This is a genomic window from Gordonia sp. SID5947 (assembly GCF_009862785.1).
Lineage (GTDB): Bacteria > Actinomycetota > Actinomycetes > Mycobacteriales > Mycobacteriaceae > Gordonia.
In genome coordinates this window covers 2,711,018-2,737,503 of the sequence record NZ_WWHU01000001.1, presented here as the reverse complement: position 1 = coordinate 2,737,503, position 26,486 = coordinate 2,711,018, and the positions used below count along the sequence as shown (strand labels likewise).

The 26,486-nt window shown below is 68.4% G+C and carries 17 protein-coding genes and 2 pseudogenes; 10 read left to right on the top strand and 9 right to left on the bottom strand.

Annotated features, from left to right (window positions below; translation table 11 throughout):
* Window positions 1–17 precede the first annotated feature (17 nt).
* The gene (locus tag GTV32_RS12705) at window positions 18–659 is read right to left on the bottom strand and encodes a GNAT family N-acetyltransferase (protein ID WP_161060628.1); all 642 of its coding nucleotides are present in this window, start codon (window positions 657–659) and stop codon (window positions 18–20) included.
* 79 nt (window positions 660–738) lie between these two features.
* On the opposite strand from GTV32_RS12705, the gene GTV32_RS12700 reads away from it, so the two are divergent.
* The 6 genes from GTV32_RS12700 (at window position 739) to GTV32_RS12675 (ending at window position 16,861) form a co-directional block, all read left to right on the top strand.
* On the top strand, window positions 739–1,518 hold the full coding sequence (locus GTV32_RS12700; RefSeq protein WP_161060627.1) for an alpha/beta fold hydrolase: 780 nt from the start codon (window positions 739–741) through the stop codon (window positions 1,516–1,518).
* Entirely contained in the window at window positions 1,515–2,837 is a 1,323-nt protein-coding gene (locus GTV32_RS12695; protein ID WP_161060626.1) for a polyketide synthase, read from the top strand. The genes GTV32_RS12700 and GTV32_RS12695 overlap by 4 nt, the downstream gene beginning before the upstream one ends.
* Window positions 2,830–5,982, top strand: a complete 3,153-nt coding sequence (nbtC, locus tag GTV32_RS12690) for a nocobactin polyketide synthase NbtC (protein WP_161060625.1) — start codon at window positions 2,830–2,832, stop codon at window positions 5,980–5,982. Before GTV32_RS12695 ends, nbtC begins: the two co-directional genes overlap by 8 nt.
* A 62-nt stretch (window positions 5,983–6,044) precedes the next feature.
* Window positions 6,045–6,959 carry a hypothetical protein gene (locus GTV32_RS12685; RefSeq protein ID WP_202421779.1) on the top strand — a complete coding sequence of 305 codons (915 nt, stop codon included), beginning with the start codon at window positions 6,045–6,047 and terminating at the stop codon, window positions 6,957–6,959.
* A 69-nt stretch (window positions 6,960–7,028) separates the two neighbouring features.
* Complete coding sequence (locus GTV32_RS12680; RefSeq protein ID WP_161060624.1) at window positions 7,029–12,341, top strand: non-ribosomal peptide synthetase; 5,313 nt, start codon at window positions 7,029–7,031, stop codon at window positions 12,339–12,341.
* Window positions 12,338–16,861, top strand: coding sequence for a non-ribosomal peptide synthetase (locus GTV32_RS12675; protein ID WP_161060623.1), 4,524 nt, complete (start codon window positions 12,338–12,340; stop codon window positions 16,859–16,861). The genes GTV32_RS12680 and GTV32_RS12675 overlap by 4 nt, the downstream gene beginning before the upstream one ends.
* A 468-nt stretch (window positions 16,862–17,329) precedes the next feature.
* On the opposite strand, the gene GTV32_RS12670 is transcribed toward GTV32_RS12675, so the two are convergent.
* Window positions 17,330–18,268 carry a DUF222 domain-containing protein gene (locus GTV32_RS12670; protein ID WP_237421534.1) on the bottom strand — a complete coding sequence of 313 codons (939 nt, stop codon included), beginning with the start codon at window positions 18,266–18,268 and terminating at the stop codon, window positions 17,330–17,332.
* Between the two features lie 238 nt (window positions 18,269–18,506).
* Here GTV32_RS12670 and GTV32_RS23445 point away from each other — a divergent pair.
* A pseudogene (locus GTV32_RS23445) lies at window positions 18,507–18,659 on the top strand (alpha/beta hydrolase fold domain-containing protein); the annotation flags it as partial.
* Between the two features lie 77 nt (window positions 18,660–18,736).
* Here the strand turns inward: GTV32_RS23445 and GTV32_RS12660 are convergent.
* The 7 genes and pseudogenes from GTV32_RS12660 to GTV32_RS12630 form a co-directional block, all read right to left on the bottom strand.
* A complete protein-coding gene (locus tag GTV32_RS12660) occupies window positions 18,737–20,104 on the bottom strand; it encodes a SagB family peptide dehydrogenase (protein WP_161060622.1) in 1,368 nt (455 codons plus the stop codon).
* A gap of 7 nt (window positions 20,105–20,111) precedes the next feature.
* The gene (locus tag GTV32_RS12655; protein ID WP_161060621.1) at window positions 20,112–21,092 is read right to left on the bottom strand and encodes an ABC transporter substrate-binding protein; all 981 of its coding nucleotides are present in this window, start codon (window positions 21,090–21,092) and stop codon (window positions 20,112–20,114) included.
* Between the two features lie 54 nt (window positions 21,093–21,146).
* Window positions 21,147–21,932: an exodeoxyribonuclease III gene (locus GTV32_RS12650; protein WP_161060620.1), complete on the bottom strand. Its 786-nt coding sequence runs from the start codon at window positions 21,930–21,932 to the stop codon at window positions 21,147–21,149.
* A gap of 1 nt (window position 21,933) precedes the next feature.
* Complete coding sequence (locus tag GTV32_RS12645; protein ID WP_161060619.1) at window positions 21,934–22,443, bottom strand: barstar family protein; 510 nt, start codon at window positions 22,441–22,443, stop codon at window positions 21,934–21,936.
* Window positions 22,440–22,915, bottom strand: a pseudogene (locus tag GTV32_RS12640) (ribonuclease domain-containing protein). The gene GTV32_RS12645 and the pseudogene GTV32_RS12640 overlap by 4 nt, the downstream one beginning before the upstream one ends.
* A 21-nt stretch (window positions 22,916–22,936) precedes the next feature.
* Entirely contained in the window at window positions 22,937–23,884 is a 948-nt protein-coding gene (locus GTV32_RS12635) for a GNAT family N-acetyltransferase (RefSeq protein ID WP_161060618.1), read from the bottom strand.
* Window positions 23,885–23,917: 33 nt separating this feature from the next.
* Window positions 23,918–24,526: a peptide deformylase gene (locus GTV32_RS12630; RefSeq protein ID WP_161060617.1), complete on the bottom strand. Its 609-nt coding sequence runs from the start codon at window positions 24,524–24,526 to the stop codon at window positions 23,918–23,920.
* 261 nt (window positions 24,527–24,787) lie between these two features.
* On the opposite strand from GTV32_RS12630, the gene GTV32_RS12625 reads away from it, so the two are divergent.
* The 3 genes from GTV32_RS12625 to GTV32_RS12615 all read left to right on the top strand — a co-directional run bounded on the left by GTV32_RS12625 (window position 24,788) and on the right by GTV32_RS12615 (window position 26,472).
* Entirely contained in the window at window positions 24,788–25,162 is a 375-nt protein-coding gene (locus GTV32_RS12625) for a DUF3263 domain-containing protein (protein WP_161060616.1), read from the top strand.
* 69 nt (window positions 25,163–25,231) lie between these two features.
* Window positions 25,232–25,726, top strand: coding sequence for a LytR C-terminal domain-containing protein (locus GTV32_RS12620; protein WP_161060615.1), 495 nt, complete (start codon window positions 25,232–25,234; stop codon window positions 25,724–25,726).
* Between the two features lie 68 nt (window positions 25,727–25,794).
* Window positions 25,795–26,472 (top strand): superoxide dismutase family protein, encoded by a 678-nt coding sequence (locus GTV32_RS12615; protein WP_161060614.1) that lies wholly within the window; start codon window positions 25,795–25,797, stop codon window positions 26,470–26,472.
* The last annotated feature ends 14 nt before the right edge of the window (window positions 26,473–26,486 follow it).

Sequence of the window (26,486 nt, the reverse complement as noted above, 5' to 3'; positions counted from 1 at the left end):
CGGCCGGCGGCGGACGCTCAGAGCGTCGGTACGTCCGCCGCGGTACGGCCGAGCACGTGCAGGGCGATCCGGCGATCCGGCCGCACGTCGAACTCGCCGACGTCGGTCCATCCACGTTTGGTCAACGCTGCGCGCATCCGTTCGTTGCGCGCATCCGGTTCGAGAACCACTCGGCGACAACGATCGTCGGCGTCGAACAGGGCGCCGGCCAGCTCGGCCATCCATGCCGACATCACACCTCGACCGGTGAGCCCGGGGTCTGCGGTGGCGATGTGGAGACCCATGTCATGCGGATCGGCCGGGTACAGCGCGGCGATCTCGTCGCGCGCCGGTCGATAGAGTTCGATGTATCCGATCTCGGTGCCGTCGAGGGCCACGATCATCGGTCGCGAATAGTCGCCGGCCAGCCGATGCGCCGAATCGGCGCGCCAGCGTTCCTCCGGCCATTCCTGTTCCCACGTCTCGACGAGATGCGCACGGGCGAACCAGGAGACCAGGAGCGCAGGGTCGCCACCGTCGGGATCGACCGGTCGCAGCGTGAACCGGCCCGTCAGATCCGGTACCACCGGGGGGCCCGCGGCCTCGACTTCCGCTGTGACATCGGTGATCTCGCGTCCGATCGTGTACGGGACGCCGGATCGGGTGTCGGCGGTGTTCATCAGCGGCGCTCCATTCGACCTCGTAGAGACTTTCGAGCACAGGTTAGCCTACGCTCAGCCCACCATTGGAAATGATGAGATGACAGACAAGCAGAACACCCCCTCCCGGTCCCCCCTCGGCGCGCTGCGCCAGTTCCATCAACCGCTGCGACCCGGATCGCCGCCGCTGCTCGTCTTCCCGCATGCGGGGAGCGGGGCCTCGGCATACCGAGCGCTGTCCGAGCTGTTCAGCCGGGAGTTCACGGTGCTGATCATGCAGTACCCCGGACGGCAGGACCGGATGCGTGAACCGGCTGCGATCGGCCTGCACGATCTGGCCGCGGAAGCGTATGCCGAGTACTCGTCCCGCCCCGAACTGGCGGGGACGCCGGTGACCGTGTTCGGACACAGCATGGGCGCCCTCGTCGGCTTCGAGTTTGTGCGGCTCGCCGAACAGGGGCCGGCACGGGTCGCGCGGCTGGTGGTCTCCGCCGCCACCGCTCCGAGCCTGGTCGCCGACCTGCCGCCGCATCCGACCGACGACGAGGGCCTGATGGCCCATCTGTCGGTGCTCGAGGGCACCGGTGACGGCGTGATGGGCAGCGATGCGGTGATGCGGATGGCGCTGCCGGTGCTGCGTGCGGACTACCAGGCGTTCGACGCATACCGGGCGAGCCCCGAGGACCGGGTCGCGACGCCCGTCAGCGTCATCGGTGGCGCCGACGACCCGGTGATCAAACCGCACGATCTGCACACGTGGTCTGCCCACGCCGACGATGTCGAGGTCAGCGTGTTCGACGGCGGACACTTCTACCTGCACGAGAACGGTCCGGGAATTCTCGACGTACTGACCGAACCCGCGGTGAGTGGGCGCCGATGATGTCGTCACCCGAGCAGATCGTCATCGCCGGGATGGCGGTCGAGGCCCCCGGCGGGATCGAGACGACGGCGGACTACTTCACCGCACTCGCCGACGGCGTCGAACTCATCGAACCGTTCCCGCGAGACCGGGACTGGCCCGTCGACCAGGTACTCGCGCTCGGCGCGCTCGACGGGTGGGGAGACGTCGTCGACGCGGGTGGATTCCTGCGTGGCGCTGCCGAGTTCGACCCGATGTTCTTCGGGATCAGCCCCCGTGAGGCGATCGCGATGGACCCGCAGCAACGTGTGGCGATGCGGGTGGCCTGGCGTGCGGTCGAGAATGCCGGCATCAACCCGACCACCCTCGGCGACGAGGAGATCGGTGTGTACATGGGTGCTTCGCTCGCCGAGTACGGGCCGCGTGCCGCCGCCGTCAACGAGTACTCCGGCCACCGGATCGCGGGAACCGCATTGGGTGCGGTGGCCGGCCGGATCTCGCACGCACTCGGTGTGGTGGGGCCGTCGATGACGGTGGACACCGCGTGTGCGTCGTCGCTCACCGCACTGCACCTGGCCGCAAACGCCGTCCGAAACGGCGAGTGCACCTGGGCGATAGCCGGCGGAGTCTGTGTGATGGGCTCGCCCGCAGCCTTTTTCGAGTTCGCAAAGAACAACGGTCTGGCCGCCGACGGTCACTGCCGCTCCTACAGCGCCGCTGCCACCGGCACACTCTGGGGCGAGGGCGCCGGCGCGGTGGTGGTCGAGACCGAGGGCCGTGCGCGCCGGCTGGGACACCGGATTCTGGGGACGGTGCTGGCCACCCGTGTGAATCACAACGGTCGAGGCGCCCCCATCGTGGTGCCGAGTGCCGATGCGCAGCAGCGGCTCGTGGAACGCACGATCGGGGCGGCGGGCGTGTGCCCGGCCGACATCGACGTGGTGGAGGGACACGGGACGGGTACGCCGCTCGGCGACCCGATGGAGCTGCAGGCCCTGCAGAACACGTACGGCGCGGCCCGCACCGGTGATGACCCGGTGCTGCTCGGATCGGTGAAATCCAACGCCGGACATGCTCAGGCCGCGGCCGGGATGATGGGTCTGATCAAGGTGTTGCTGTGCGGTCGGCACGGGATGACCGTGCCCACTCTGTTCGCCGACGACCCGACCGACAAGGTCGACTGGGACCGTGGCGGTCTGCGGTTGTCGACCGGCACCGCGCCGTGGCCGGCACGTGACGGAAGAAGACTGGCGGCGGTGTCCAGCTTCGGCGTCGCCGGCACCAATGCGCACGCCATCGTCTCGATGCCTGTGACCGACGGAGAGATCGCTCATGCCTGAACACCCGACATCGACCACAGCGACGACCGGACCTCGTCTCCCGGACGGCCGCGTGGCGGTTCTCGTGTCCTCCGACGTCGCCGATCTGGTCACCGAGGAGGCAGCCGCGCTGCTGGCCTTTGTGCGGGCCCACCCGTCGGTCCCCGTCGGGAGCATCGGCGCCCACATCATGGCGACGCGGCCCGCGCGCCGCCATCGCGCCCTGGTTCTCGCCGGCGACCGGGACGAACTCGTCGATGCCCTCGCGGCATTGGCAGGCGGTCGTGCCCACCCAGGGGTGATCCGTGGGGCGGGCCCGGCGATGGCGCGTCGGGTCGCCTACACCTTCCCCGGCCAGGGCAGTCAGCGTCCGGGGATGGGACGCAGTTACTACGAGCTGTCGGCCCCGTTCCGACACGCTGTCGACGCGTGTCATGAGCAATCGCTGCGGTTGTTCGGGTCTTCGCCCCGGGATTACGTGCTGGGGGACGTGGAACCGGACGATCCGTCGGTGACCGATGTGCGCGTCATCCAGCCGGCGTTGTTCATGCAGATGGTCGGGTTGACCGCGATGTGGGACGCGGCAGGTGCGACGCCGTCTCTCACGGTGGGACACAGCCAGGGTGAGATAGCCGCCGCGCTGCGGAGCGGCGTGATGACCTTGTCGGACGCCCTCACCATCGTGACCATCCGTGCCCGACTGGTACACGACCTCTCACCGCGCGGGCACACGATGGCGGTGGTCGGGATCGACATCGACGAATGCGAGGACATGCTCGCCCGGCACTCCGGATGGGCGCAGCTGTCGGTGGTCAACTCCGCCCACATCCTGTGTGTCTCGGGCAAGCGCGACACCGTCCTCGAGATGGTGGACTCGTTGAGCGCGCAGGGCAAGTTCGCGAAGGAGATCCGCGTCGAGTATCCCGCGCACACCAGCATCGTGAGCGAGTATCAGCCCGCCTTCCTCGACGCACTCGGCACCTATCTGGAGAACTCGACCATGCTCGCCGGCGACCTGCCGTGCATCGGTGCCACCCTCGGCTGCGCGGTCGACGAGTCGATGGCGTTGGGGGACTACTGGTTCTGGAATCTGCGCAACCGTGTCCGGTTCGACAAGGCCGTCGATCGTGCCGCCGTCGACCACCGGGCCGACTTCTTCATCGAGATGTCCGAACACCCGACCCTGTTGCTGGCGATGGGCGAAACACTCTCGGAGGTCGACGATGACGGCCTCGCGGGACGGCCGGTGATCGGGACCTCGCGACGCGACGCGAACGGACTCGAGGAATTCACCCGCAACGTGGCGGCGCTGGCGGTGGCCGACACCGGATTCCGTTGGGATGCACTGGTCGCCGAGGTTGGTGGCGTGCGTTTGTCGCCGCCGCTCGAGGACTTCCCCAACACGGTCATGCGCCGTACCCACCTGTGGGCAGACCGGGAGGCCGGTCTCGCGGATCCGGTCAACTCGCCGCAGTGGGCGGCCGGCCGGGCCGGCCGGACGGTGCATCGTCTGACTGCCGGATGGAAACCGCTGTCCCGGCGGAAGACGTTGGCGCCGCGGCGTATCGCCGTACTCGATCCGACCGGCGGATGCGCCGGCCTGGCGGCCGCGATCCGGTCGGCAGCGGCCGGACACGGCGCGTCGGCCACCGTGGTCGGACCCGGCGACGGCCCGATACCCGCGAACGATGTCGACACCGCGGTGCTGCTCGTCGGTGGAGCAGGCAGTGCGCCGGACGACGCCGCGCGGGTGCTGGCGGACGTAATTGCCGACGCGCGATGGCGGACGGGGCTGCACACGCTGCCCGACCAGTTCTGGTGGGTCACCGTGGGTGGTGAGCAGGTCACCGATGCCGATCCCGTTCCCGACATCGTCCACGGGTCGATCACGGCAGCGCTGCGGTGTGCCGCCGCCGAGCATCCCACCACCCGATTCCGTCACCTCGATCTGGAGCCGTCGGCAGATGCGATCGCCGCCGGCGAGGTGCTCACCGCGGTGCACATCGCGGGCGAACCCGAACTGGCACTCAGAGGCGGGACGGTTCACGTGAAGCGCTGGGCCACCGCCGATTCCGTGGTGGCGGGGCCCCAACCGAAGCTCGACCACGTGGTGATCACCGGCGGTACCGGCAAACTCGGCCTCGAGTTCTGCGAACACTATGCGTCTGCGGGGGCAGGCCGGATCACGCTGCTGAGCCGGACGGGCGGATCGCCGGAGGCCGTGCGCCGGATCGAGGCCCTGCGCCGGCGCGTCGACACGGTGATCGAGATCGTCCGCTGCGATGTCACCGATGCCGCCGCCGTCGATCGCCTGATCGCCGCGCAGGCCGAACCGGTCACCCTGCTCCTCCACGCAGCGCTCGACTATGTGTCGACCTCGATCGACGCGATCACCGACGCCGCGGTCGCCGACTCGCTGGCCGCCAAGGTGACGGGACTGCGGAACATGGTGCGGGCACTCCCCGCCGACGACGGAATGTCGGTGGTGGTCTGCTCATCGTTGGCCGCATCGCTCGGCGGAAGAGATCAGGCCCTCTACGCGTTGGGAAACCGGATGCTCGGCATCGCTGCTGCGCAGCTTCGCGATGAGGGGATCGCGGCCGCGTCGATCGAATGGGGACTCTGGCGCGTGCAGGGCCCGCTCGACGCGGATGGGGTCGCCGCGGTGGAAGGTGCCGGGGTGGTGCCGATGGCGCCGGCCGCGGCCATGGCGGCGGGATTGGTCGATGTGACCGGCGACAGCATCGTGTTGTCGGCGGACTGGACCGAACTACACGATCTGCTCGGTCTGTTCGGCTACCAGCCGGTGCTCGCCGATCTGGACCTCTCCACCGCGCCGGTCCTGCCGGCGCCGTCCGAGCCGTCGATCGCGGTGGTCTCCGATGTCGCGGCCGAGACTGTTCACGATGAGCAGCCGGCCGATTCCGGGTCCGTCCCGCGCGCGGGCGTCGCCGACCTGCTCCGAGCGGAGCTCGCCGTCTCGATGGGCCTCGGTGCCCAGGAGATCGATGTCGATCCCGATGTGCCGCTCGTCGCGCTCGGGCTCGATTCACTGCAGGCACTCGACTTTCGCAAACGTGTGAAGACAACGCTTGACCAGGATCTTCCCGTGGAGGCGATCCTCGGCGGTGCGTCGTTGCACGAGGTCGTCGATCTCATGCGATGAGTACGACTGACCGTCTGTCAAGTAAGGTCAGGCTAATCGGCCGAGTAAGGGGAAGTGGTCTCATGGCGCCCACATATGAATCATCGGGTACGCACACACAGATGCCGTCGGGGTACGACGACATGGATACCGGGCCCATCGGCCCGCAGGCATATTCGGCCGCCGAGGGTGCCGAAGCCGTTCCTGCCGAAAGTGGCGCCGCCGAGAGCGCCGGCAGTGGGGGTGGCGGGGGCAGCGGGGTCAACTGGCCGACCGTGATGATGGCCGGCGGTGTCGCCGCGATCATCTCGGCGGTGGTCGTGACGATCGGCGTGGTCGGACTGCTGGTGTCCGACATCGGTCGCAGTGGCGATACGGCGAGCGGCGCGCAGCCGACGGTTGTCAACCTCGGCTCGGCGCAGAGTGCGGTTCCGCCAGGGGCGGCCCCACCGCAGGGCTCCGCGGCGAATCCTCCGGCCGCGGCACCGGCCGCGCCCGGTGCCGCCGCGGACAAGGGCGGAGAGGGCAGCAGTGCCGATCTGCCCGCGGGCGAAGGTGCGTCGGGCGGTGGGATGATGCCGGGCGCCGCTCCGCAAGCCGTCCCGCAGGCGCCGGCCGCACCTGCCCCGGCCCAGCAGCAGTCCGCACATCCGGCGAAGACCCCCGCGCAGTTGCAGAACGACCTCGACACCCTCACCGGCAACGGCTCGGTGGCACGCAAGGCGCAGGGCCTCGAGGGGGGCGCCAAGGCCGTCCGCCAGGCGCAACCCATCGTGACGCTGCTGCAGCGGTTCCGTCCGCTGGGCATGACCTACCGCATCACCGGCCCGGTGACCGTCACCGGCAACACCATGAAGGCGACCCTCGAACTCCGCTCTCCCGGTTGGCAACCCGCCCGTATGCCGCTCTACTGGGTGTGGCGCGACGGGCAGTGGAAGCTGTCCAATCGATCGATCTGCGACCTGGGCGCCTACGGCGGCATCCCCTGTTCGCTGTGACCCGCGGCGGCGTCACGTCTGCGTGACCCGGGCGCGCCAAGTTAGGTTTGCCTATGTAAACTAGCGGGCATGGCTGAGGACCTCTTGCAGCGGAAGAAAGAGTTGCTGCGACAGCGACTCGCGGCCGACGGACTCGTCCGGGCCGATGGCAACAGCGATGCCGTTGCGCCGGCCCGGCCGGAGGGGGCGACCTCCCCGTTGGCGCCCGCCCAGCGTCGTCTCTGGTTCGTGTCGCACCGTGACCCGTCCGACACGTCGCTGAACGTCGGTGTGGCGTACCGCCTCGACGGTCCGCTCGACGCGGGCCGTCTGCGCGACGCGTTCGACGCCGTGGTCGCTCGCCACGAATCACTGCGCTCCACTTACGAACTGGGACCCGACGGTGACCCGGTGGCCCGCCATCACGCGCCCCGTTCCGTGCCGTGGCAGGAAGTGGACCTCGCCGAATCGACCGGACGGGCCCGCGACCGTCGGCTGCAGGTCCTCTCGCGCCGCGAGTTCGGTACCCCGTTCGATCTCACATCGCAGTTCCCGATCAGGTTGCTGTTGGCCAGGCTGGCGGCCGACCAGCACATCGTGATGCTCACCGTGCACCACATCTGCTGGGACGACGAATCCTGGTCGGTGCTGTTCGACGAGGTGAACGCGGTCTACAACGCCGGCGATTCATCGTCACGACCCGCGCTCACGCGTCAGTACGCAGACCTGCCGCACACCGACCCGGAGGTGGTCGCGAACGATCTGCGCCATTGGCGCGAGCACCTGAACCCCGTGCCGGAACCGCTCGCGCTACCGGCCGACGCGCCACCGGCCGGCGCCGAGCGGTCGAGTGGACGTGTCATCCGAGCGTTGTCGCCGGAGCTGAGTCGCCGGGTGGACGAGTTCGCCCGGGAATCGTCGGTGAGTCCGTTCACCGTCCACGCCGCCATCACCGACGCGCTGATCCATCGGATCACCGGCGCAGTCGATTTCACCGTCGCGGTGCCGGTGACCCACCGTCCTGCCGACGCGGCCGACCTGATCGGGTACTTCGGCAACACCCTGCTGAACAGGACGCGGCTCGTGCCGACCGACTCGCTGGCCGTCCTCACGGCGGCCGCGAGGGACCGGTTGATCGCCGGTTTCGCCCACCAGAACGCTCCGGTCGACGCCGTGGTGGGAGCGATCAACCCGGACCGCGGGACGGGCGGAGACGGTCTGGCACAACTGGTGTCGGTGAGCTTGAGTGCTCGGCGCCAACCGGGTGGTCCGGCCCTCGACGGCATCACCGCGCGTCACGTCGACGAGCTCACCACCCCGAACGCCCAACTGCCGCTGGAATTCGGCATCGTCAGCGGTGACCGGACACACCTGGAGCTCGAGTACGACGCATCCCTCTTCGCGGACGTGCTCGCCGAGGGGATCGCGGACGCCTACGTCCACCTGCTCGGTCAGGCCCTCGCGACGCCCACGCGACCGGTCCGTGACCTCGAGCTGCTCGACCCGGCCGCGTACGCCCGCGTGCTGGAGGCGTCGACCGGCCTGCGCGCGCCGGTTGCCGACACGACCGTCGTGGATCTGTTCGCTGCGGCGGTCCGGGCCCGAGCCGACCATGAGGCGGTGGTGTCCGACGACGTGGCGCTGACCTATCGGCAACTCGACGAGCGCTCGAATCGGTTGGCGCACTGGATGCTGCGTTCGGGGGTCGGGACCGAAGACCTGGTGGGTCTGCGGATGGGCGGGTCCGTCGGCTTCGTCGTCGCCTCGCTGGCGGTCCTCAAGGCCGGTGCCGCCTACCTCCCGATCGACCCGGATTACCCGGACGATCGCACGGAGTTCCTGCTCGACGACGCCGCTCCCCGTCTGGTCCTCGACGCCGACGCACTCGTGGCGGCGGAGGCCGAGGCAGCCGACTGCCCCGACGCCGCGCCGGACGACCGCGATCGGCGGTCGCCGTTGCGACCGGACAATCTCGCGTATGTCATCTACACATCCGGGTCCACGGGTACGCCCAAGGGCGTCCCGGTGGCGCACAAGGCGATCGCGGATCACCTGACCGGCTTCGGTGCCGGTGAGGTGCTGTCGCCTGACGACCGACTGGTGCAGACCTCGTCGGTGAGCTTCGATGCGTCGATGTTCGAGGTCTTCTGCACCCTCGTCGTGGGTGCGACGCTGGTGATCCCGAAACCACGAGCAGTCCAAGATATCTCGTACATGGCCGACCTACTCGTACGTCAGCGTGTGACCGTCATGCACATGGTGCCGACGCTGCTCTCGACGCTGCTGATGGTGCCGGAGGTCAAGCAATGGACGATGTTGCGAACGGTCCCGGTCGGTGGTGAGGCGTTCTCCGGCGAGGTCGCCGATTCCTTCACCACCACCTTCGACGCGGCGCTGTCCAACAACTATGGCCCGACCGAAGCGGTCGTCGCGGCGACGCACTTCCCGGTGGACGGGCCGCAGGGCAGTTCGATCGTGCCGATCGGCACCCCGAACACCAACGTGACGAGTTACCTGCTCGACGCCGGTCTGCACCTCGTGCCCGACGGTGTGGTCGGTGAGATCTACCTGGGCGGGTCGCAACTCGCGCGCGGATATCTCGGACGGGCCGCACTGACCTCGTCCCGGTTCGTCGCCGACCCGTTCGGTCGGGGTGGCCGGCTCTACCGCACCGGCGATCTCGCCCGGCGGAACAGCAACGGCGACCTGGAATTCGAAGGACGCGCCGACGAGCAGGTGAAGGTGCGTGGATACCGGATCGAACTCGGTGAGGTCGAGGCGGCACTCGTCGATCACCCGGATGTCGCACACGCCGTAGCGCTGGTGGATGACGCCGGCTCCGGGGCCCGGCTGATCGGCTACGTGATCCCGGCGCCGCATGCCGGTGACGCGATCGACCTGGCCGACGTCCTCCGCAACGCACGCACAGTGGTACCCGAATACCTGGTGCCCGCAGCACTCGCGGTCATCGACGAGATCCCGCTGACGGCCCACGGCAAACTCGACCGCGGCGCACTGCCCGACATCGGTGCGGTGGCGCAGTCGGACCGGGAGCCGGCCACACCGACCGAACGTCGCGTGGCTGCGGTCTACGCCGAGTTGTTCGGCCGCGACGACATCTCCGCCGGTTCGTCGTTCTTCGACCTCGGGGGCCATTCGCTCCTGGCGGCGCGGCTGGTGACGACCCTGATCACCGAGTTCGGCATCGACGTGGACGTCCGCCTTCCGTTGGACAATCCGACGGTCGAGGGGCTGGCCGCGGCAGTGAACACCGCCGTACGTGACGAGTTCGGTATCGACCTCGACGAGCTCGGCGCTCTCGACGACCTCGACGACACCGACCCCGCACCCATGGATGCCGGGCGGCCCTCGGTGGCGACCGGGCGGCCACCGCTGCAGCACGTGGACCGCCCAGATCCCGTTCCGTTGTCGTTCTCGCAGTTGGCCATGTGGTTCCAGCACCGCTTCGAGGGGCCGGGCGCCGCGGGGAACATCCCACTGGCACTCCGGATCGACGGTCCACTCGATGTGACGGCGCTCGCTCGTGCGGTGGACGACGTGGTCGGCAGACACGAGTCGTTACGGACGACCTTCGTGGAGCGCGACGGGCTGCCGACGGCCCGGGTCGCCGAGCGTGTGCAGCTCGAACTGCCGGTCGTCGACGTCGGCGACGCCGACGAATGTGCGTCGATGCTCGCGGATGCGCGCGAGCACCTGTTCGACCTCGCAGTCGGACCGCTGCTGAAGCCGATGCTGCTGCGGGAGGACGAGACGAGGCACGTCCTCTCGCTGGTGATCCATCACATGGTCATCGACCACTGGTCGACGGATGTGCTGATCTCGGATCTCGTGGAGGCTTATCGTGCCCGCGTAGCCGGCACGCGGCCGGATCGCGCGGCCCCGGCGCTGACCTACACCGACTACGCCCTGTGGCAGCACCGGGTGTTCCCGGTCGGTGTCGACTCCGATCGGCAATTCGACGACCCGGCAGCCCAATTCGGCCGTCGGCAGATCGATCACTGGCAGACGGCCCTGGCCGGACAGCCCGACGAGATCACCGTTACGCCCGACCGCACGCGCCCGCAGGCCCTCACCAAAGCCGGGGTGCTGGCCGATCTGGCCGTCACGCCGGAGTCCCGGCAGCGCCTGCGCCGGCTTGCCGACGACGCAGGCGCGACAGAGTTCATGACCGTCACCGCGGCGCTCACCGGTCTGTTGAGCCGGCTCGGTGGCGGGGACGACATCGCGGTCGGTACACCGGTCGCCGGCAGGCTCGACCCCGGCACCGACGACCTGGTGGGGCTGTACGCGAACATGGTGGTGCTACGAACCCGCATCGACGGCTCCCTGACCGTCGGGGAGCTGATCGGCCGCAGCCGCGACGCGGTCCTCGGCGCTTTCGCGAACCAGGATGTGCCGATCGAACGACTGGTCGAGGCGATCAATCCACGACGCACCCGATCACGTAATCCGCTGTTCCAGAGCATGATCCATTTCCGCGATCGTGATCAGAATGCGTGGGGACGACCGATGGACGCCGCCGGTGAGACCACCCTCACGCTGCTGCCGGTGGAGCAGGACACGTCGTTCCTCGACCTCAACACGATCCTGACGGTCACCGAGGACGGCGGACTCGAGGGTCGGGTCGTCGGCAGCGCCGACCTCTACGATCAGGAGACGATCGACGGGATCGCGGCCGCTTTCGCGGCAATGCTCGAATCCTTCGGTGCCGGGCCGGATACCGCCCTGGGGGCGATCACGTTGCCCGCGATCCCCGGAGTGCTCACCGCCGATCGACACGGCGACGACCCGTCTGCACTGGCACGTCTGATCGTCGACGAGCGCCCCCGACGAGTGCATGCTTCGCCGCGGACCCTTGCTGCGCTGCAACACACCGGGTCCACCGATCTCGGATCGGTTCGAGAATGGGTGGTCACCGAGGCGGGCGCGGGTTCCTCACTCGCTGAGTCCCTTGCCGCGCTGTCGCCCGGGTCCCGCCTCACCGATCCGTATGGGGAGGTGGCCCCCGCCGTGGTGGCGATGGCGCAGACCGCCGGGGGCGGTGCCCAGACCCCGACCGAGGAACGACTGATCGCCATCCTCTCCGATCTGCTCGGTGTCGACGGACTCGGCCGCGACGACAACTTCTTCGCCGTCGGCGGCGACAGCGTCATCTCGATCCAATGGTCGGCGCGCGCGGCGGCCGAGGGATTGCCGCTGGCCCCTCAGCAGATCTTCGACCACTACTCGATCGCCGAACTCGCGGCCGCGGTGGACGCCGCGGAAGCCGAGGGGGTCGGAGACGGTGTCGTCGACGAGCCGGAGGCCGCGCCGATGAGCGCATCCGGACTGAGCGACGACATGCTGCAATCCCTCGGCGCGGCATGGAAGTCGCAGCAATGAGCGACACGCCGGAGATCGAGGACGTCCTTGCGCTCAGTCCTCTCCAGGAGGGGCTGTTCGTCCTGTCCGAGATGTCGGGCGACGGGATCGACCTCTACTCCATGCAGTTCGTCGTGGAGATCACCGGTCCACTGGATCGTCACATGCTGCGCCGAAGCGTGGATCTGATCATGCAACGACATCCGAATCTGCGGGTGTCGCTGTGGGACAAGGATCTCCCGAAGCCGGTACAGATCGTGCCGTCGCGTGTGGAGGTGCCCTGGGAGGAGCTCTCCGTCACCGCTGCGGAGTTCGACGATCTCGCGACGGCCGAACGTGCCGAGCGTTTCGATCTGCGGCGCGGACCGCTGTTGCGGGTGAAGCTCGTCGAGCTGCCCGGAGGACGATCGCGACTCCTGCTGACCGCACATCACATCCTGATGGACGGTTGGGCGATCGCGCTGTTCTTCCAGGAGCTGCTGGCCATCTACGCGGCAGGCGGCTCCGCGCGGGGTCTGCCGCCGGTGCGTCCCTATCGCAACTACATCGCCTGGCTGGCGGCGCAGGACGCGGCGGCGGCGCGCGAGGCGTGGGTGCGACATCTCGACGGAATCGAACCGCTGATGCTGGCCGGGCCCTCGGTTGCGACCGCCGAGCCGATCCGTTCGCGCCACGAACTATCCGCCCCCGTCACGGAACGTCTTGTCGCGTGGTCACGTTCGGCGGGACTCACCCTCAACACAGTGGTTCAGTTCGCCTGGGCGACGGTGCTGGGTCGCCTGTCCAACCGTGACGATGTGGTGTTCGGCACCACCATCTCGGGACGCCCCCAGGGGCTCACCGGTGCCGATGAGATGATCGGACTCTTCATCAACACCGTGCCATCGCGGGTCCGGCTCGCCGACGCCGGTACGGTCGCCGAGAGTTGCGCCGCGCTGCAGCGTGAATCGAGTCGGATGCGCGATCAGGGCTATCTGGGGCTCTCGGAGATCCAGCGGTCGGCAGGGCATCCATCTCTCTTCGACACGTTGTTCGTCTTCGAGAACGCGCCGATCGGCGCGGCGACCGAGCCGATCAGCGCACCCGACGGCACGCGATTCCTGCCGTTGGCGATGGAGAGTCTCGCGCACTACCCGCTCACGGTGGTCGCCTATCTGCTCGACGGTGAACTCGTCGTGATGACCGAGGCCATCGAGGACGCACTCGGCGGCATCGCCCCGGGCGACGTCGCGGAGCGGGTGCTGCGAGTACTCGAACAACTGCCGGACGCCGCCGCCCGCCATCCCGGTGATCTCGACGTGTTGCTGCCCGATGAGCGCGCACTGATTGCGGCCTCCACCGAACACACCGCCCCGCATGACATGCCTCGGACAGTCGTCGAGGCGTTCGTCGAGCAGTGCGAGCGGACTCCCGACGAGCCCGCGCTGGTGACCGATCTCGAGGCGATCAGCTATGGCGAACTGCGCACCCGCGCCGCGCGACTGGCCGTCGAGCTATGCGACCGTGGGATCGGGCCGGAAGCCGTCGTTGCCGTGGCACTTCCGCGGTCGTCGCAGTCGGTGGTGTCGATTCTCGCGACGATGCTGGCCGGTGGCGCCTACGTGCCCATCGATCTGGCCTTCCCCGATGAGCGGGTGTCGAACCTGCTCACGCAGTCCGCCGCCGCCGTCGTCATCACCGATCGTGCACACGCCGCGCGCTTCTCGGGGACAACCGTCGTCGTCGACGACGCCGACACGGCCGCGCGAATCGCCGCTCATCCAAGCGAACCGGTGATCCCGGCGATCGGACCGTCGAGCGCCGCCTACCTGATCTTCACCTCCGGATCGACCGGAGAACCCAAGGGCGTCATCGGAACACATGCCGCGCTGGTGAGCTACTGCCGTGATCACCGCGACCACATGCTCGCGCCGGCCCGGGCACGGCTCGGTCGCGCGTTGCGGGTCGCGCATGCCTGGACGTTCAGTTTCGACGCCTCCTGGCAGCCGCTCGCCGGTCTGCTCGACGGGCACGCCATCCACCTGTTCGACGAGGACTCGATGCGGGACGCCGGCAGGCTGATCCAGGGTCTGGCGCGCCACCGGATCGACATGATCGACACCACCCCGTCCATGTTCGGACAACTGGCCGCAGCCGGTCTCGTCGGCGGGCGAGGGGTGGCCGATCCCGGCGCCCAGGACGACGCCCGACGGCATCTGTCGGTCCTCGCGTTGGGTGGCGAGGCCATCGGACCGGCGCTGTGGGCACAGTTGTCGGACCTGCCGGACACGACCGTGCACAACTGTTACGGCCCGACCGAGACCACCGTCGAGGCGGTCGTCGCCCGCGTCGCCGACTCCGAGGTGCCCACCATCGGAAGCCCGACCGACCGGATGAGCGCCTATGTGCTCGATTCCCGGCTGCGACCGACACCGACCGGAGTCGCCGGCGAACTGTACCTGTCGGGTGCCCAGGTCACCCGGGGGTATCAACGTCGGGCAGCGATGACGTCGACGCGGTTCGTCGCGGACCCGGTACGGCCGGGCGAACGGATGTACCGGACCGGTGATCTGGTGCGCCGCAACGACGCCGGGAACCTGATCTTTGTCGGGCGCAGCGACGACCAGGTGAAGATCCGCGGATACCGGATCGAGACGGGGGAGGTCGAGGCCGCGATCCGTCGGGTGCCCGGCGTGACCGCAGCGGCGGTCGTGGTGGTGGACCGCACCGTCGGGCCCGCACTGGTCGGTTTCGCGGCCGGACCCGACATCGACGACGCCAGGACGATCCGCTCCGCGCTGGCCCGCACGCTCCCGGCGCATATGGTGCCGTCGCGTGTCGTCGCCCTTCCGGCGCTGCCGATGAACAGCAACGGCAAGGTCGACTCGATCGTGCTCGCCGACTCGGCTACCGCGGCGCTGCGCGGCGGGTCCGCCGTCGCCGACGCCGACCTGACGCCGACCGCGAAGACCGTGGCGATGGTGATCGCCGACGTGTTGGGGACGTCCCCGGCCGCCGATGACGACTTCTTCGATCTGGGACTCGACAGCATCGTCGCGATGGCTGCGGTCAACGCACTCCGGGACCGCGACCTCACGGTCACGCCGCGGATGGTGTTGTCGCATCCCACCGTCGTCGACCTCGCCGACGCCATCGACCGTGTCGAGGAGGCCGGGTCGACGTCGGCGGGACCCGGCCCGGTCTCCGCCCTGCCGGTCGTCGAGTGGATGTACGAGTACGGGCACTACCGGCGGTTCACCCAGACCGTGCTGTTTGCGTTGCCACCCGATCTCTCCGACGACGACCTCTTGACGGTCCTGCAGGCCACGATCGACGCCCATGACATGCTCCGGTCAATCCTGACCCCGGAAGGTCTGGTCACCCGCGAACGCGGCACGGTCGTCGCGGACGCGGTGCTCACCGCTCGTGACGGCGACGATCTGCCGACAACGGTGACCGCGGCGGCGCGCGAGGCCAACGACCGCGTCGACCCGATGGCCGGGCAGATGATGGCGGCGACCCGTTTGCGGTGCAAGGACTCTCCCGACGTCCTGTTGCTGGCCGTCCATCATCTGGCCGTGGACGCGGTGAGTTGGCAGGTGCTGTTCGCCGATCTCGCCGGTGCCGGCCACGCGCTGCGCGCCGGCACCGAGCCGAGCGTGCCCGCCGAGCACACCGACTACCGTGCCTGGTGTGACCACGTCGTCGCCCGAGCCGACTCACCGGAGGTCCTCGCCCAGGAGTCGTACTGGGCAGCCCAGGTGGCGGGCGAGGACCCGGCGATCGGTGCGCGGCGGCCGGAGCCGTCCACGGACACCTGGGCGTCGCTGCGATCGGCCGTCACCCACACCGACGTCGACGTCACAGCGACCATCCTGCGATCCGTCGACCGCACCACCGGGGTGCGCGAGTTCCTGCTTGCCGCACTGACATTGACCATCGCGGCGTGGCGTGCCCAGCGCGGGGAGAACCCCGCGGGCGGCGCCTACGTGGCCCTCGAGGGGCACGGCCGCGAAGACCACCTGGCCGGACCGGACGTCGACACGTCGCGCACCTTGGGCTGGTTCACCAGCGTGTTCCCGGTGCGACTCGGCGTCGGGAAATCGACGGTGGCCGACGACGTGCTCGCCGACCCGGCGGCGGGGCGCGAGCTCCTCGCGCAGACTTCCCGCCACGTCGCCGAGATACCCTCGAACGGGCTGGATTTCGGTGTGCTGAAGTACCTCTCCGGGCTTCCCGTGCTGCAGGCGGCGCCAGAACCGCAGATCGAGTTCAACTATCTCGGCCGATTCGATCTGCACACGCCGGGGTCGTCATGGCATCCATGGACCCCGATCACCGACCTCGACATCAACGACCGGCTGCCGACGGACCCGGAACCCGACCTGCCCCTGCGGTATGCCCTCGACGTGGTCGCCGTTGTCCGTGCGACCGCGGACGGTCCCCAGCTGGTGACCAACTGGCGATACGGCGACACCGTCCTGACCGCCGACGAGGTCGGCGAGCTGACGGCGCTGTGGGAGCGGTCGGTGGTTGCGTTGGCGGGAGCCCTCGAGGCGTAGGCCGGAGACTCGCTCTCTTTGAGCGGGAATCTGGATACCGAGCTGGGAGGTGGATTCATCGGTTGCACTATTGGGCGAGTCGGTGGGGACAGCACGACTGAGACAGATCGACGCGGACCAGTGGTCCACGATGGTCTGGCTGATCGGCGCGATAACCAGCTGCCGCATCCGTCAGTACCGGATTCAGGGGTGTGCCGAACCCCGGCGACAACCTTGAGCCACCTGGTTCCGGATCGAGCCGGCGCCCACGGCGGTTGCGACGCGAGACGGCGGAGCGTTCCGGTGGAAGGCTGACAATTCAGATGTGGTTGCCGGCACCGCTGACCGAGAGAGGTGCTGCTGAAGGTAGGCCTTCTCGGTCAGCGGTGCCGGGCCCGCCGCTTTCACACTGTTGAGTTGTCAAGGTACAGATGCGGTCCCGGCGTGGCCGGGTGCGAGATTGTGGTTGGTGGAGAGTCGTTTCTGGGGTCAGGCGGCGATGACGTCGAGGGGGACGGTTTCGCCGTCGACGAGCAACGGTGTGATCGTGGGGTCGCAGGCAAGACGATTCATCGTCGCGCGGGTGACCGATCCCATGTACTCCAGTGATGCCGGGGATGGCGCATCGCTGGGAATGGTAAGTAGCACATGTGTTCTCGGCGCTACGCTGAGATCGTTGCCGCCGCCGGCCGCGACGTCGAGCAGAGTGTCCAGCGCGTCGGCCAGGCGTCGCTCGGTGGAGCGGGCGTCGGGGGAGCCGTCGGGTTCGGGCCTGGGTTTGCCGTAGTGTTCCATCGCGGCCTGGAATTTCTCGCCGACCTCGGCGTCGAGATCGGCTTCGACGTGCAGGCGTCCGTCGGTGGTCTTGTTCTTGGTGAGTGTGTTGATGGTGCGGTCGTCGGCGGCGGGCAGTCCGCCGGGGGTGTCGTCGGCGCGTTGGTTGCCCAGGCTGCGGGCGCGGTCGCTGATCTCGGCGGGGGTGGCGCCGGAGAAGTGTTGTCCAAGAAGATCTGTCACACAACTCAGACGCACGGCGTCGTCGATCGGTTCCGGTGACCGTTTGCCGATGTGCTCGATCCCGCGGACGAGGGCGTCGGTATGTTCACTCGAGATGACGCCGTCGACGGCATGCGCCGATAAGGTCGGCAGTAGCGCCAGTGCGCCGGCGATACGGATGTAGCGGTGTGCCACGGATGGGGCGAAACCCATGACGATCAACAACTCTCGCGTGGTGCGACCGTGGTCTTTGGCCACCCGCAGTCGGTCGAGTGTGCCGGTCAGTTGCGCGGCATGATGGTCGATCAGATTCCGAATCTCATACAGGGCGCGCATCTCCTCGAACGCGCTCTGCCCGCTCATCGACTCGTGGTCGAGGTGAACGGCGCTCAGAGCGTCGCCGATGGCGATCAGTGATGCGGTCGATGACATTGCGGCCTCCCGAATGACGGAACAGGACAGCAGGACATAGGTTTCTCAGGTGTTCTGTGCGACGGGCCGGCAGGTGGACACGGGGCGCGCTTCGTCTTCTTCTTTCCTGCTGGTGACAACACTACGACATGGCACCGACGGGATCGATCAGAGCGAGATCGCGACGAGAGGCGACCGCAATCGCACACCGGACAACATCGTGGCGATCCGATAGGCCGGCCGAGATGACGAGCAGAGGGCGACCACATATCCACTGCACGCCGACGACCTGTCCGGCGCACCTCCGACGATCATCACGGTCGCCGGATTCGATCCACTGCGCGACGAGGCGATCTCGTACGCCCAACGGCTGGTAGCGGCCGGCGTTGCGGTCCGACTGATGCGTGAGGGTGGACGAATGCTCGGTGCGAGTCAGCGGACGATGTCACCCCGTGCGGTTTGCTCCTGCCCGGAGGTGAGCGACGACTCTCATTGTCGCGGCGTCCCGACGACAAAACTCCCGACGTTGCACTCGACGAGCTCGTCGGCGCCGGTGGCCTCGGCGAATGCCGCCGTGTCACCGTAACCCTGCGCCACACCACCCAAACCCATTGCGGTGGAGGTGAGATAGAGCGTCTGGGTGAGGACGCCGACGTGCTTGAGGATCACCGCGTATGGCATCTGCTCGTAGGTCCACATGATCCGGCCCGGTCGTGCGGCGAGCACGAGCAGCACCTGCGGGAGCTGTCCGTCGGCCAGCGTGAGGGATGCGGGTGCGATGAGGCGACGGACGGCGGGGTCGTCGTATGGCGCCACCGGTCGCAACATGTGGTCGAACGAGTCGTAGTGGTACATCCCCGGTGCGATGCCGTCGGCGGTGCGCACCACGGCGTACACCTCGAGCTCGTACAGTGAGCCCCCCGACGGGAACGGGCGTGACGGGAGTTCTTCGGGCACCGAACGATTCGCGTTCGTGGTGCGAACACCGCGGGTCCGTGCGCATCGGTGTAGCAGTTCACCCAGCTGTGCCGCGCTCATCGGATGTCGATCGTCGAAGTCGCGCACCGACTTCCGATCCTCGACCACGGCGGTCAGCGGCCGGTCGTCACGCCGCAGTGCCTCCAGGTCGGGGGTGGGGAGGGCCACGGGCTCCCCGTCGTAACGCTCGCGCCGCGCGGGCAGCGGTTCGAACTCACCGTCGGCCCACCGGGTGGGACCGAAATGTGCCCAACTGGTGCCGCGGTCTCCGACCGTGCTCCGCCGGTGGAACCACAATTCGTGCGGACTCCAACTACGCGTGGCGAAGTCGTGCTCTTCGGTACCCGCGCCGACCGCATGGCCCGACCACGCGAGGTCGGCGGACAGCCGGTCTCGGACCACCGCCGGAAGGGTCGAGGCCAGCCCGGTGAGCGTCGCGAGGACCTCCGGATCGTGCACGACGACGTCGCACCATGATCGGGGATTCTCGGCGACCACATCCGTCCCGTTGCGCCGCACCACGGTGAACCGTGACAACTCGAACGAGTCCGGACGTGCGGTCGGACGCGACGTGGGAGGGCGGCGAAAGGGGCGGAGAGAGTACAACTCTCGGGCTCCGACCGAGACGATCATCGTCACCACGCCTGCGTCGATCAGTCGGTCGAGCAGATCGGACGTGTCCGGGTCGGTCTCGTCGTTGACGTGCAGCGGGCCGCTGTTGAGCGTTCGCAGAAGCGTGATCTGGCGCGGCGACAACCCGTCGAGCCGCTGTTTGGCGGGCAGGAGGACGGCCACGCCGTTGCCGCCGAGCAGGCAGCGGGCGCCATGGGTGAGCGTGTAGACCGTCTGCGGCTCGACCGCCGGGGATGGGTTGGTCATCGCGACGTCAGACGGAGGCCTTCTGCAGAGCCGGGTGCATCTTGTCGAGAAGGTACGGAATCGACAGCGGCGTCGGCTCGTTCAGACCGCCGATCTCGGCCACGGACAGGCGACTCACGGCCCCGCTGCGCACCGATCTGAGATTGCGATAACCCGGCAGCTTCTGCAGCGACGACATCAACTGATCGGTGTTGGCGGTGAGGACCAGCAGATCGGAGTCGAGCAGTGGCACGTTCTCGGTGGAGATGGGATATCGCGGCTGCCCGTTGCGCCGGAAGCCGGCAACGAGCGCCGGGGCGATGTTCATACCCAGCGAGCGGAACAGGTAGGTGGCGCCGTCGTCCGGGTCGCCGAGCACCTGGATCTGATCGTTGGAGTACATGTAGGCCATCGTGTAGGTCTTGCCGTTCAGCCCGGGGAGTTCCTTCTTGGTGGCATTGACCTTGTCGTCGACGCCGGCGGTGATCTCCTTGGCCTTCTCGGGTTGCCGCAACACCGTGCCCAGGAACGTCACCATGTCCTGCCAGGGGTCGATCTGCTTGCCGGTGATGCCCGGGATGGTCGGTGCGAGCTTGGAGATCTGGCTGTACATCTCCGGCTGTCCGTCGGCCATGTAGGAGGTCGCCAGGATCAGGTCCGGCTTCGCCTTGGCGACCTGCTCGACGACGCCATCGGTGCTGAGGGCGGTCGAACTCTTCAGCTGATCGCTCGACCACGGTGCGGGCTTGCCGGTGAGGACCTGGATGTTGTCGAGGTAGGCCACCGGCGTGACGCCGAACGACAACGCGACGTCGATCCACTGGGCGCCCAGCGCGACGATCCGTTTGGGCACACCGTTGATGGTCACCGACCCCTTGGAGGTGTTGACCTGGATCGGCGCACCGCCGTCGGATGCCGAGTCGTCGGGAGAACTGCAGGCGGACAGCGCCAGCGTTGCGCTCACCAATGTGATCAGCAGGACGAGGAATCCGCGCGACACTCGAAACATGGGTGCAGCTTAGCCTAAGCTCAGTAACGCTCCGACGGTCGGTCGTGCGGATCCTCAGAGCTCGAGGACCACCGGCGCGTGGTCGCTGGCGCCCTTGCCCTTCCGGGCGTCACGGTCGACAAACGCCCCGCGTACCCGGTCGTCGAACGCGGGGGAACACAACAGGTAGTCGATCCGCATGCCCTCGTCGCGCGGGAACCGGAGCTGGGTGTAATCCCAGAAGGTGTAACCGTCGGTGTAGGGATGCGCCGAGTCGTGGAAACCGGCCTCACGAATCGCGTTCAGCGCGGCCCGTTCGGGCTCGGAGACGTGGGTCTTGCCCTCGAACTGCGTGGGATCCCACACGTCGTCGTCGGTCGGGATGACGTTCCAGTCGCCGGCGAGCACGATCTGTGCGGCGGGGTCGTGGGCGAGCCACAGCGAGCCGATGTCGCGGAGTCGGCCCAGCCAGTCGAGCTTGTAGCGATAGTGCGGATCGTCGAGGGCGCGGCCGTTGGGCACGTAGAGGCTCCACACCCGGATCGCGCCGCAGCGCGCGGAGATCGCGCGTGCCTCGCGCGCGGGAGCGGTGTGGTCGGCCCCGTAGCCCGGCTGGCCTTCGAACCCGATCTCCACCTCGTCGAGCCCGATCCGCGAGGCGATCGCGACCCCGTTGTATCCGCCGCTGCCGACATGGGCGACGTCGTAGCCGCCGGCCAGGAAGCTCATCAGCGGGAACTCGTCGTCGCGGCATTTCGTCTCCTGCATGGCGAGCACATCGATGTCGTTGCGCTCCATCCAGCCGACCACGGCCTCCGAGCGCGCACGGATCGAGTTCACGTTCCAGGTGGCGATGCGCATGTCAGCTCTCGATCAGGGCGACCGGCGAGCCGGCGTCGTGCCAACGGGTCTCGACCCGTCGGCGAAGGGTGGATGGGCTCCGGAGTACCACGGCGAAGGCGGCGGGCGGAGCGGCGACATCGCGGTAGTGATCCCGGTAGAACTCGAGAGATCCTGCGAACCATCGCAGTTCGTCGGGCTCGTGACTCAGCAGGCGTGGCGCGTTCTCGATGACGGTCAGGTACGCAGAGGGGGCACTCACGTCGGGCGGGATGTCGTCGAGGTGGCGCATGCACTCGTCGAAGGCGTCTTTGTTCTGTCCGAAAGCATCGGGAAACGCCCAGGCCCTGGCGAATTCGTCGAACACCGCCGCGACCGTCGGCATCCGGTCGGCGTCGACCGACCGTACCGCGAGACGGTGTGGCACCCAGGACAGCTGCGCTCCGGTCAGCACCCCGGCCACCGGCCCGAATCGTCCGGCGGCAGAGACGAACTGTCCCAGCGGGATCGGTGTGTGCTCAGAGGTGGTCACAATGTCGGCCCCCGGATCTGGACGAACGTACGGTAGTGATCGCTGGTGTACCACGCGCTGCCGTCGCTGCCGGTGACGATCCGTTCGGCGTCCCGGCTCTGACCCGGTTCCTTGGGATTGACGTCCCACTCCCGATAGGTGATCCGATGTCCACGATCGTCGGTGGCGGGCAGGTTGCCCTCGGCATTGCGGAAGACATCGCCGCCGTGGGTGCCCGGGGCCTGCGCGGCCGCGGGCCATTCGCCGGCGTCGATCAGCGCCAGGGTGCGCTGGACATGGGCGGGAACCGCTTGCGAGTCGCCCGATGACAACGGCATCGACGAGGACTGCACCGCCGTCGCAGAACCGTTCTCCGGGGGTCTTGGTCGTTGCCGCCGAGTACCCAGGTGAGCGCCGCAACCACGGCGATCGCCACCACCGTGGCCACGGATCCGATCGCCTGCCGCCGCTTGCTCACGCCCGCCGACACCACGCGCCCAACCCTACGAGACGATCAGATCTCGACGTAGCGGTATGTGTGATGCAGACCGAAACCGAGGGTGCGATACCAGTTCCCGGCGATCCTGTTGTCCGCCTCGACCTGCACGTAGATGCGCTGCGCGCCGTGGTCGGCGCCCCACTCGACGAGCTCGGCGACGACTCGTCCGGCCAGTCCCTCGCGTCGGCGCGACGGCGAGGTCCACAAGGCGGTGAGTCCGAGCCATCGGGTGCCGTCGGTGGACTCGGTGACCGTCGCGCGTCCGATCGACACCGGTTCGTCGTCGCCGATCGAGGCGAAGGCCAGCGGGCCACGCGAACCCGCGACCACGGGCGCGGCGACCTCGACGTCGACGTCGGTGCCGCGATACGCGCGCAACCACGCGGTCGTCGGTCCATCGGCCAACCGGACCGGGGCCTCGCGTCCCCGAGCGGAGATGCCTGCGATGTCGCGGACCAGCATCTGCACCTCCCCGCTGACCGGCCGTCCGTCGATGTGTCCGGCCGGGACGAGCCGTTCGGGCAGCGCGATCATCGTCGGCAGACCGCGGTCCGAATACCAGGCGCGCATCGCCGAGATGGCGGCGGCGTCGGTGTCGGCACCGAACTCCACGGGCACCGCCGAGTTGGCCCGCCGGGTGAAACCGCCTCCTGCCCGCAGCAGCCAGCCCGACACCATCGCCGATTCGGTCCCCGGCCACGCTGCGGCGGCCGCCGCCTCGACGGCCCGGATCTCGGAGTTGCGGATCGTCACCCGGGACAGGAGTCGGATAGAGGTGATCGCCGCCCGCGGGATCGATTCGTGGGCGCCGTCGCGCTCGATGACGAGAGGATCGCCGTCCGCGCGCAAGATGCCGGTCACATCCGACTGCGCGGCCGCCGGATCGCCGCGCCAGTCCGCGGGGGTGGCCGCGCCGAGGCGGTAGCGGACGACGATCCGGTCGCCGACGAACGGCTCGCTCATCGGCGCGAGTACCAGGTCGCGGCGACCACGGCGTCAGTCCTCGTCGTCGTGGCCGAACGGGTCGTCGACGGCGCCGGGCAGCCAGGACAATCCCGGCACGCCCCAGCCCTGACGCTTGATGGTCTTCTTGGCGGCGCGGGCGTTGCGGCCGACCAGCACATCGACGTAGAGGTAGCCGTCGAGGTGCCCGACCTCGTGCTGCAGCATGCGGGCGAAGAAGCCGGTGCCCTCGATGACGACCTCGTCGCCGTTGCGATCAACCCCGCTCACGCGCGCCCAGTCGGCGCGCCCGGTGGGAAACTGCTCACCCGGGACGGACAGGCATCCTTCGTCGTCGTCGTCGGGATCGGGCATGGTCTCCGGGATCTCCGAGGTCTCCAGCACCGGGTTGATCACCTCGCCGCGCCTGCGCCGCACCTCGTACCGCTCACCGTCCGGGCAGTCGTAGACGAACATCCGTTTGCCCACCCCGACCTGATTGGCCGCCAGGCCGACACCGTTGGCGGCGTCCATGGTGGCGAACATATCGTCGAGGAGCGTCACGAGTTCCGCGGCGGGACGACGCTGCGCGTCGAGCTCGACGAGCTCGGTCGGGTGATGCAACACCGGTTCGCCGACGATGCAGATCGGGAGGATGGCCATGCCGGACAGATTACCGAGCGCCCTCACGCGGTTCGTCCACGTGTACCGGCGACGGCCTCCGGTCTCCTCCGCCGGTCGCCGTGTCGTGGCGAGTCACACCACGAACCGGCCCGCCGATCGTGGTTAGATGATCACCGAACCACATTGCTGTGATTTGTTCGGTGACCTGAATATCCGGTTCGGTGGAGTTTGTTCGGGCCGGTGGGTCGGGGGACCATTTCCAGCGATGTGATGTGCACGAGGCGATCTTGAGGGAGCGAGATGGACGGCGCAGCTGCGCGAAGCCAGAAGCAGGGCGATCAACCCACACCCACAGACCCCACCCACACAGCTGCCGACCGATCGACGACCAATCCTGTCGACCCTCATGAGGTCGGTCCGGACGGGCTGTCCCGTCGCGAACACGACATCCTGGCGTTCGAACGGCAGTGGTGGAAGTACGCCGGCGCCAAGGAAGAAGCCATCAAGGAACTCTTCGGGCTGTCGGCCACCCGCTACTACCAGGTGCTCAATGCCCTCGTCGATCGGCCCGAGGCGCTGGCCGCCGATCCGATGCTGGTCAAGCGTCTGCGACGGTTGCGTGCGTCGAGGCAGAAGGCTCGCGCGGCCCGTCGTCTCGGCTTCGAGATCACCTGATCGCACCGGCCTCACGACAGCGGTGACCGCACCCGGCGCACCTACGGATGTGAAGTAAGGTTCTCGGTGATGAATCCTGATCGTGAACCGAGCCGGTTGCCGCTCCGCGCCGGCGCCATGCTGCTGCTGGCGTTGGCCATCGTCTGCATCGGGTTGGGTTGGCACTCCGCGGCGACCAGTGGCGACAATCCCGAGCAGGATCTGCAGCAGGCACAGAATCAGGTGACGTCTGCCGCGGCCCCGAGTCCCGCTTCGGCCTCGTCGTCGCCGTCGGCGAGCGCATCGGCCGACACGCCGGAGTTGTGCGTCTTCAATGCTGGATCCGTCTCCGGGCTGGCCGGCGAGGTCGCCGACAATCTGAAGGCCAAGGGTTACCAGACGGCGTCGCCCGGCAACCTCACGACGTCGTCGATCACCGAGAACACGATCTTCTACGACGACGGCCAGAAGTCGGCGGCCGAGGAGGTCGCCGCCGCACTCGGCGGTGACGCGAGTGTGGAGTCCCGCCCGTCGTCGTTCACACAGTGCACGGACGGGATCCCGGTGATCGTGGTCACCCGATGACACCCGACTCGACCAGTGCCCGATGACAGTTCGCCAGACCACGGCCCGTTCAGATCACAAGGAGTGACATGACCGTCAGATCGACATCCGGCAATTCGACCCGTCGTACGTTGGCCGTGGTGGCCGCGGCCGGCATCGTCGGCGCGGCGCTGGCCGCATGTACTCCCGACGAGCCGGCGTCCGACACACCCGGCACCACCCCGTCGGTGGTGACGGGAAACCAGGCGCCCCCCGGGGAGCTCGACGACGCCGACGGCGCGGGCGAGTCGCCCAAGGAGGACGCCACGGCCAAGCTGATCAACGACAGTGGCAAATCCGTCGGCGAGGCGACATTCACGCCGAGCGGGTCGTCGGTGAAGGTCACCGTCCGATTGAACGCCGAGAGCGGGATCCCGGCGGGCTTCCACGGCATGCACATCCATCAGAACGGTGTCTGCCAGACCGGTGGCGGCGAGGCGTTCTCCAGCGCGGGCAGTCATCTGCAGGTGGAGGGGCACACCGGCCATCCCTCCAGCGGGGACCTGATCTCTCTCAACGTCCTGAAGGACGGCACCGCCGAGACCGTCACCACGACCGACGCCGTGAACCTCGGCCAGATCGTCGGCAAGGCGATCGTCATCCACGAGAAGCCGGACAACTTCGCCAACATCCCCACCCGGTACGCGCCGGCGCCGGACGAGCAGTCGATGAAGACCGGCGATGCGGGTAACCGCCTGGCGTGTGGGGTCATCGAGGCCCACGAGTGACCCGATGCGGCGCT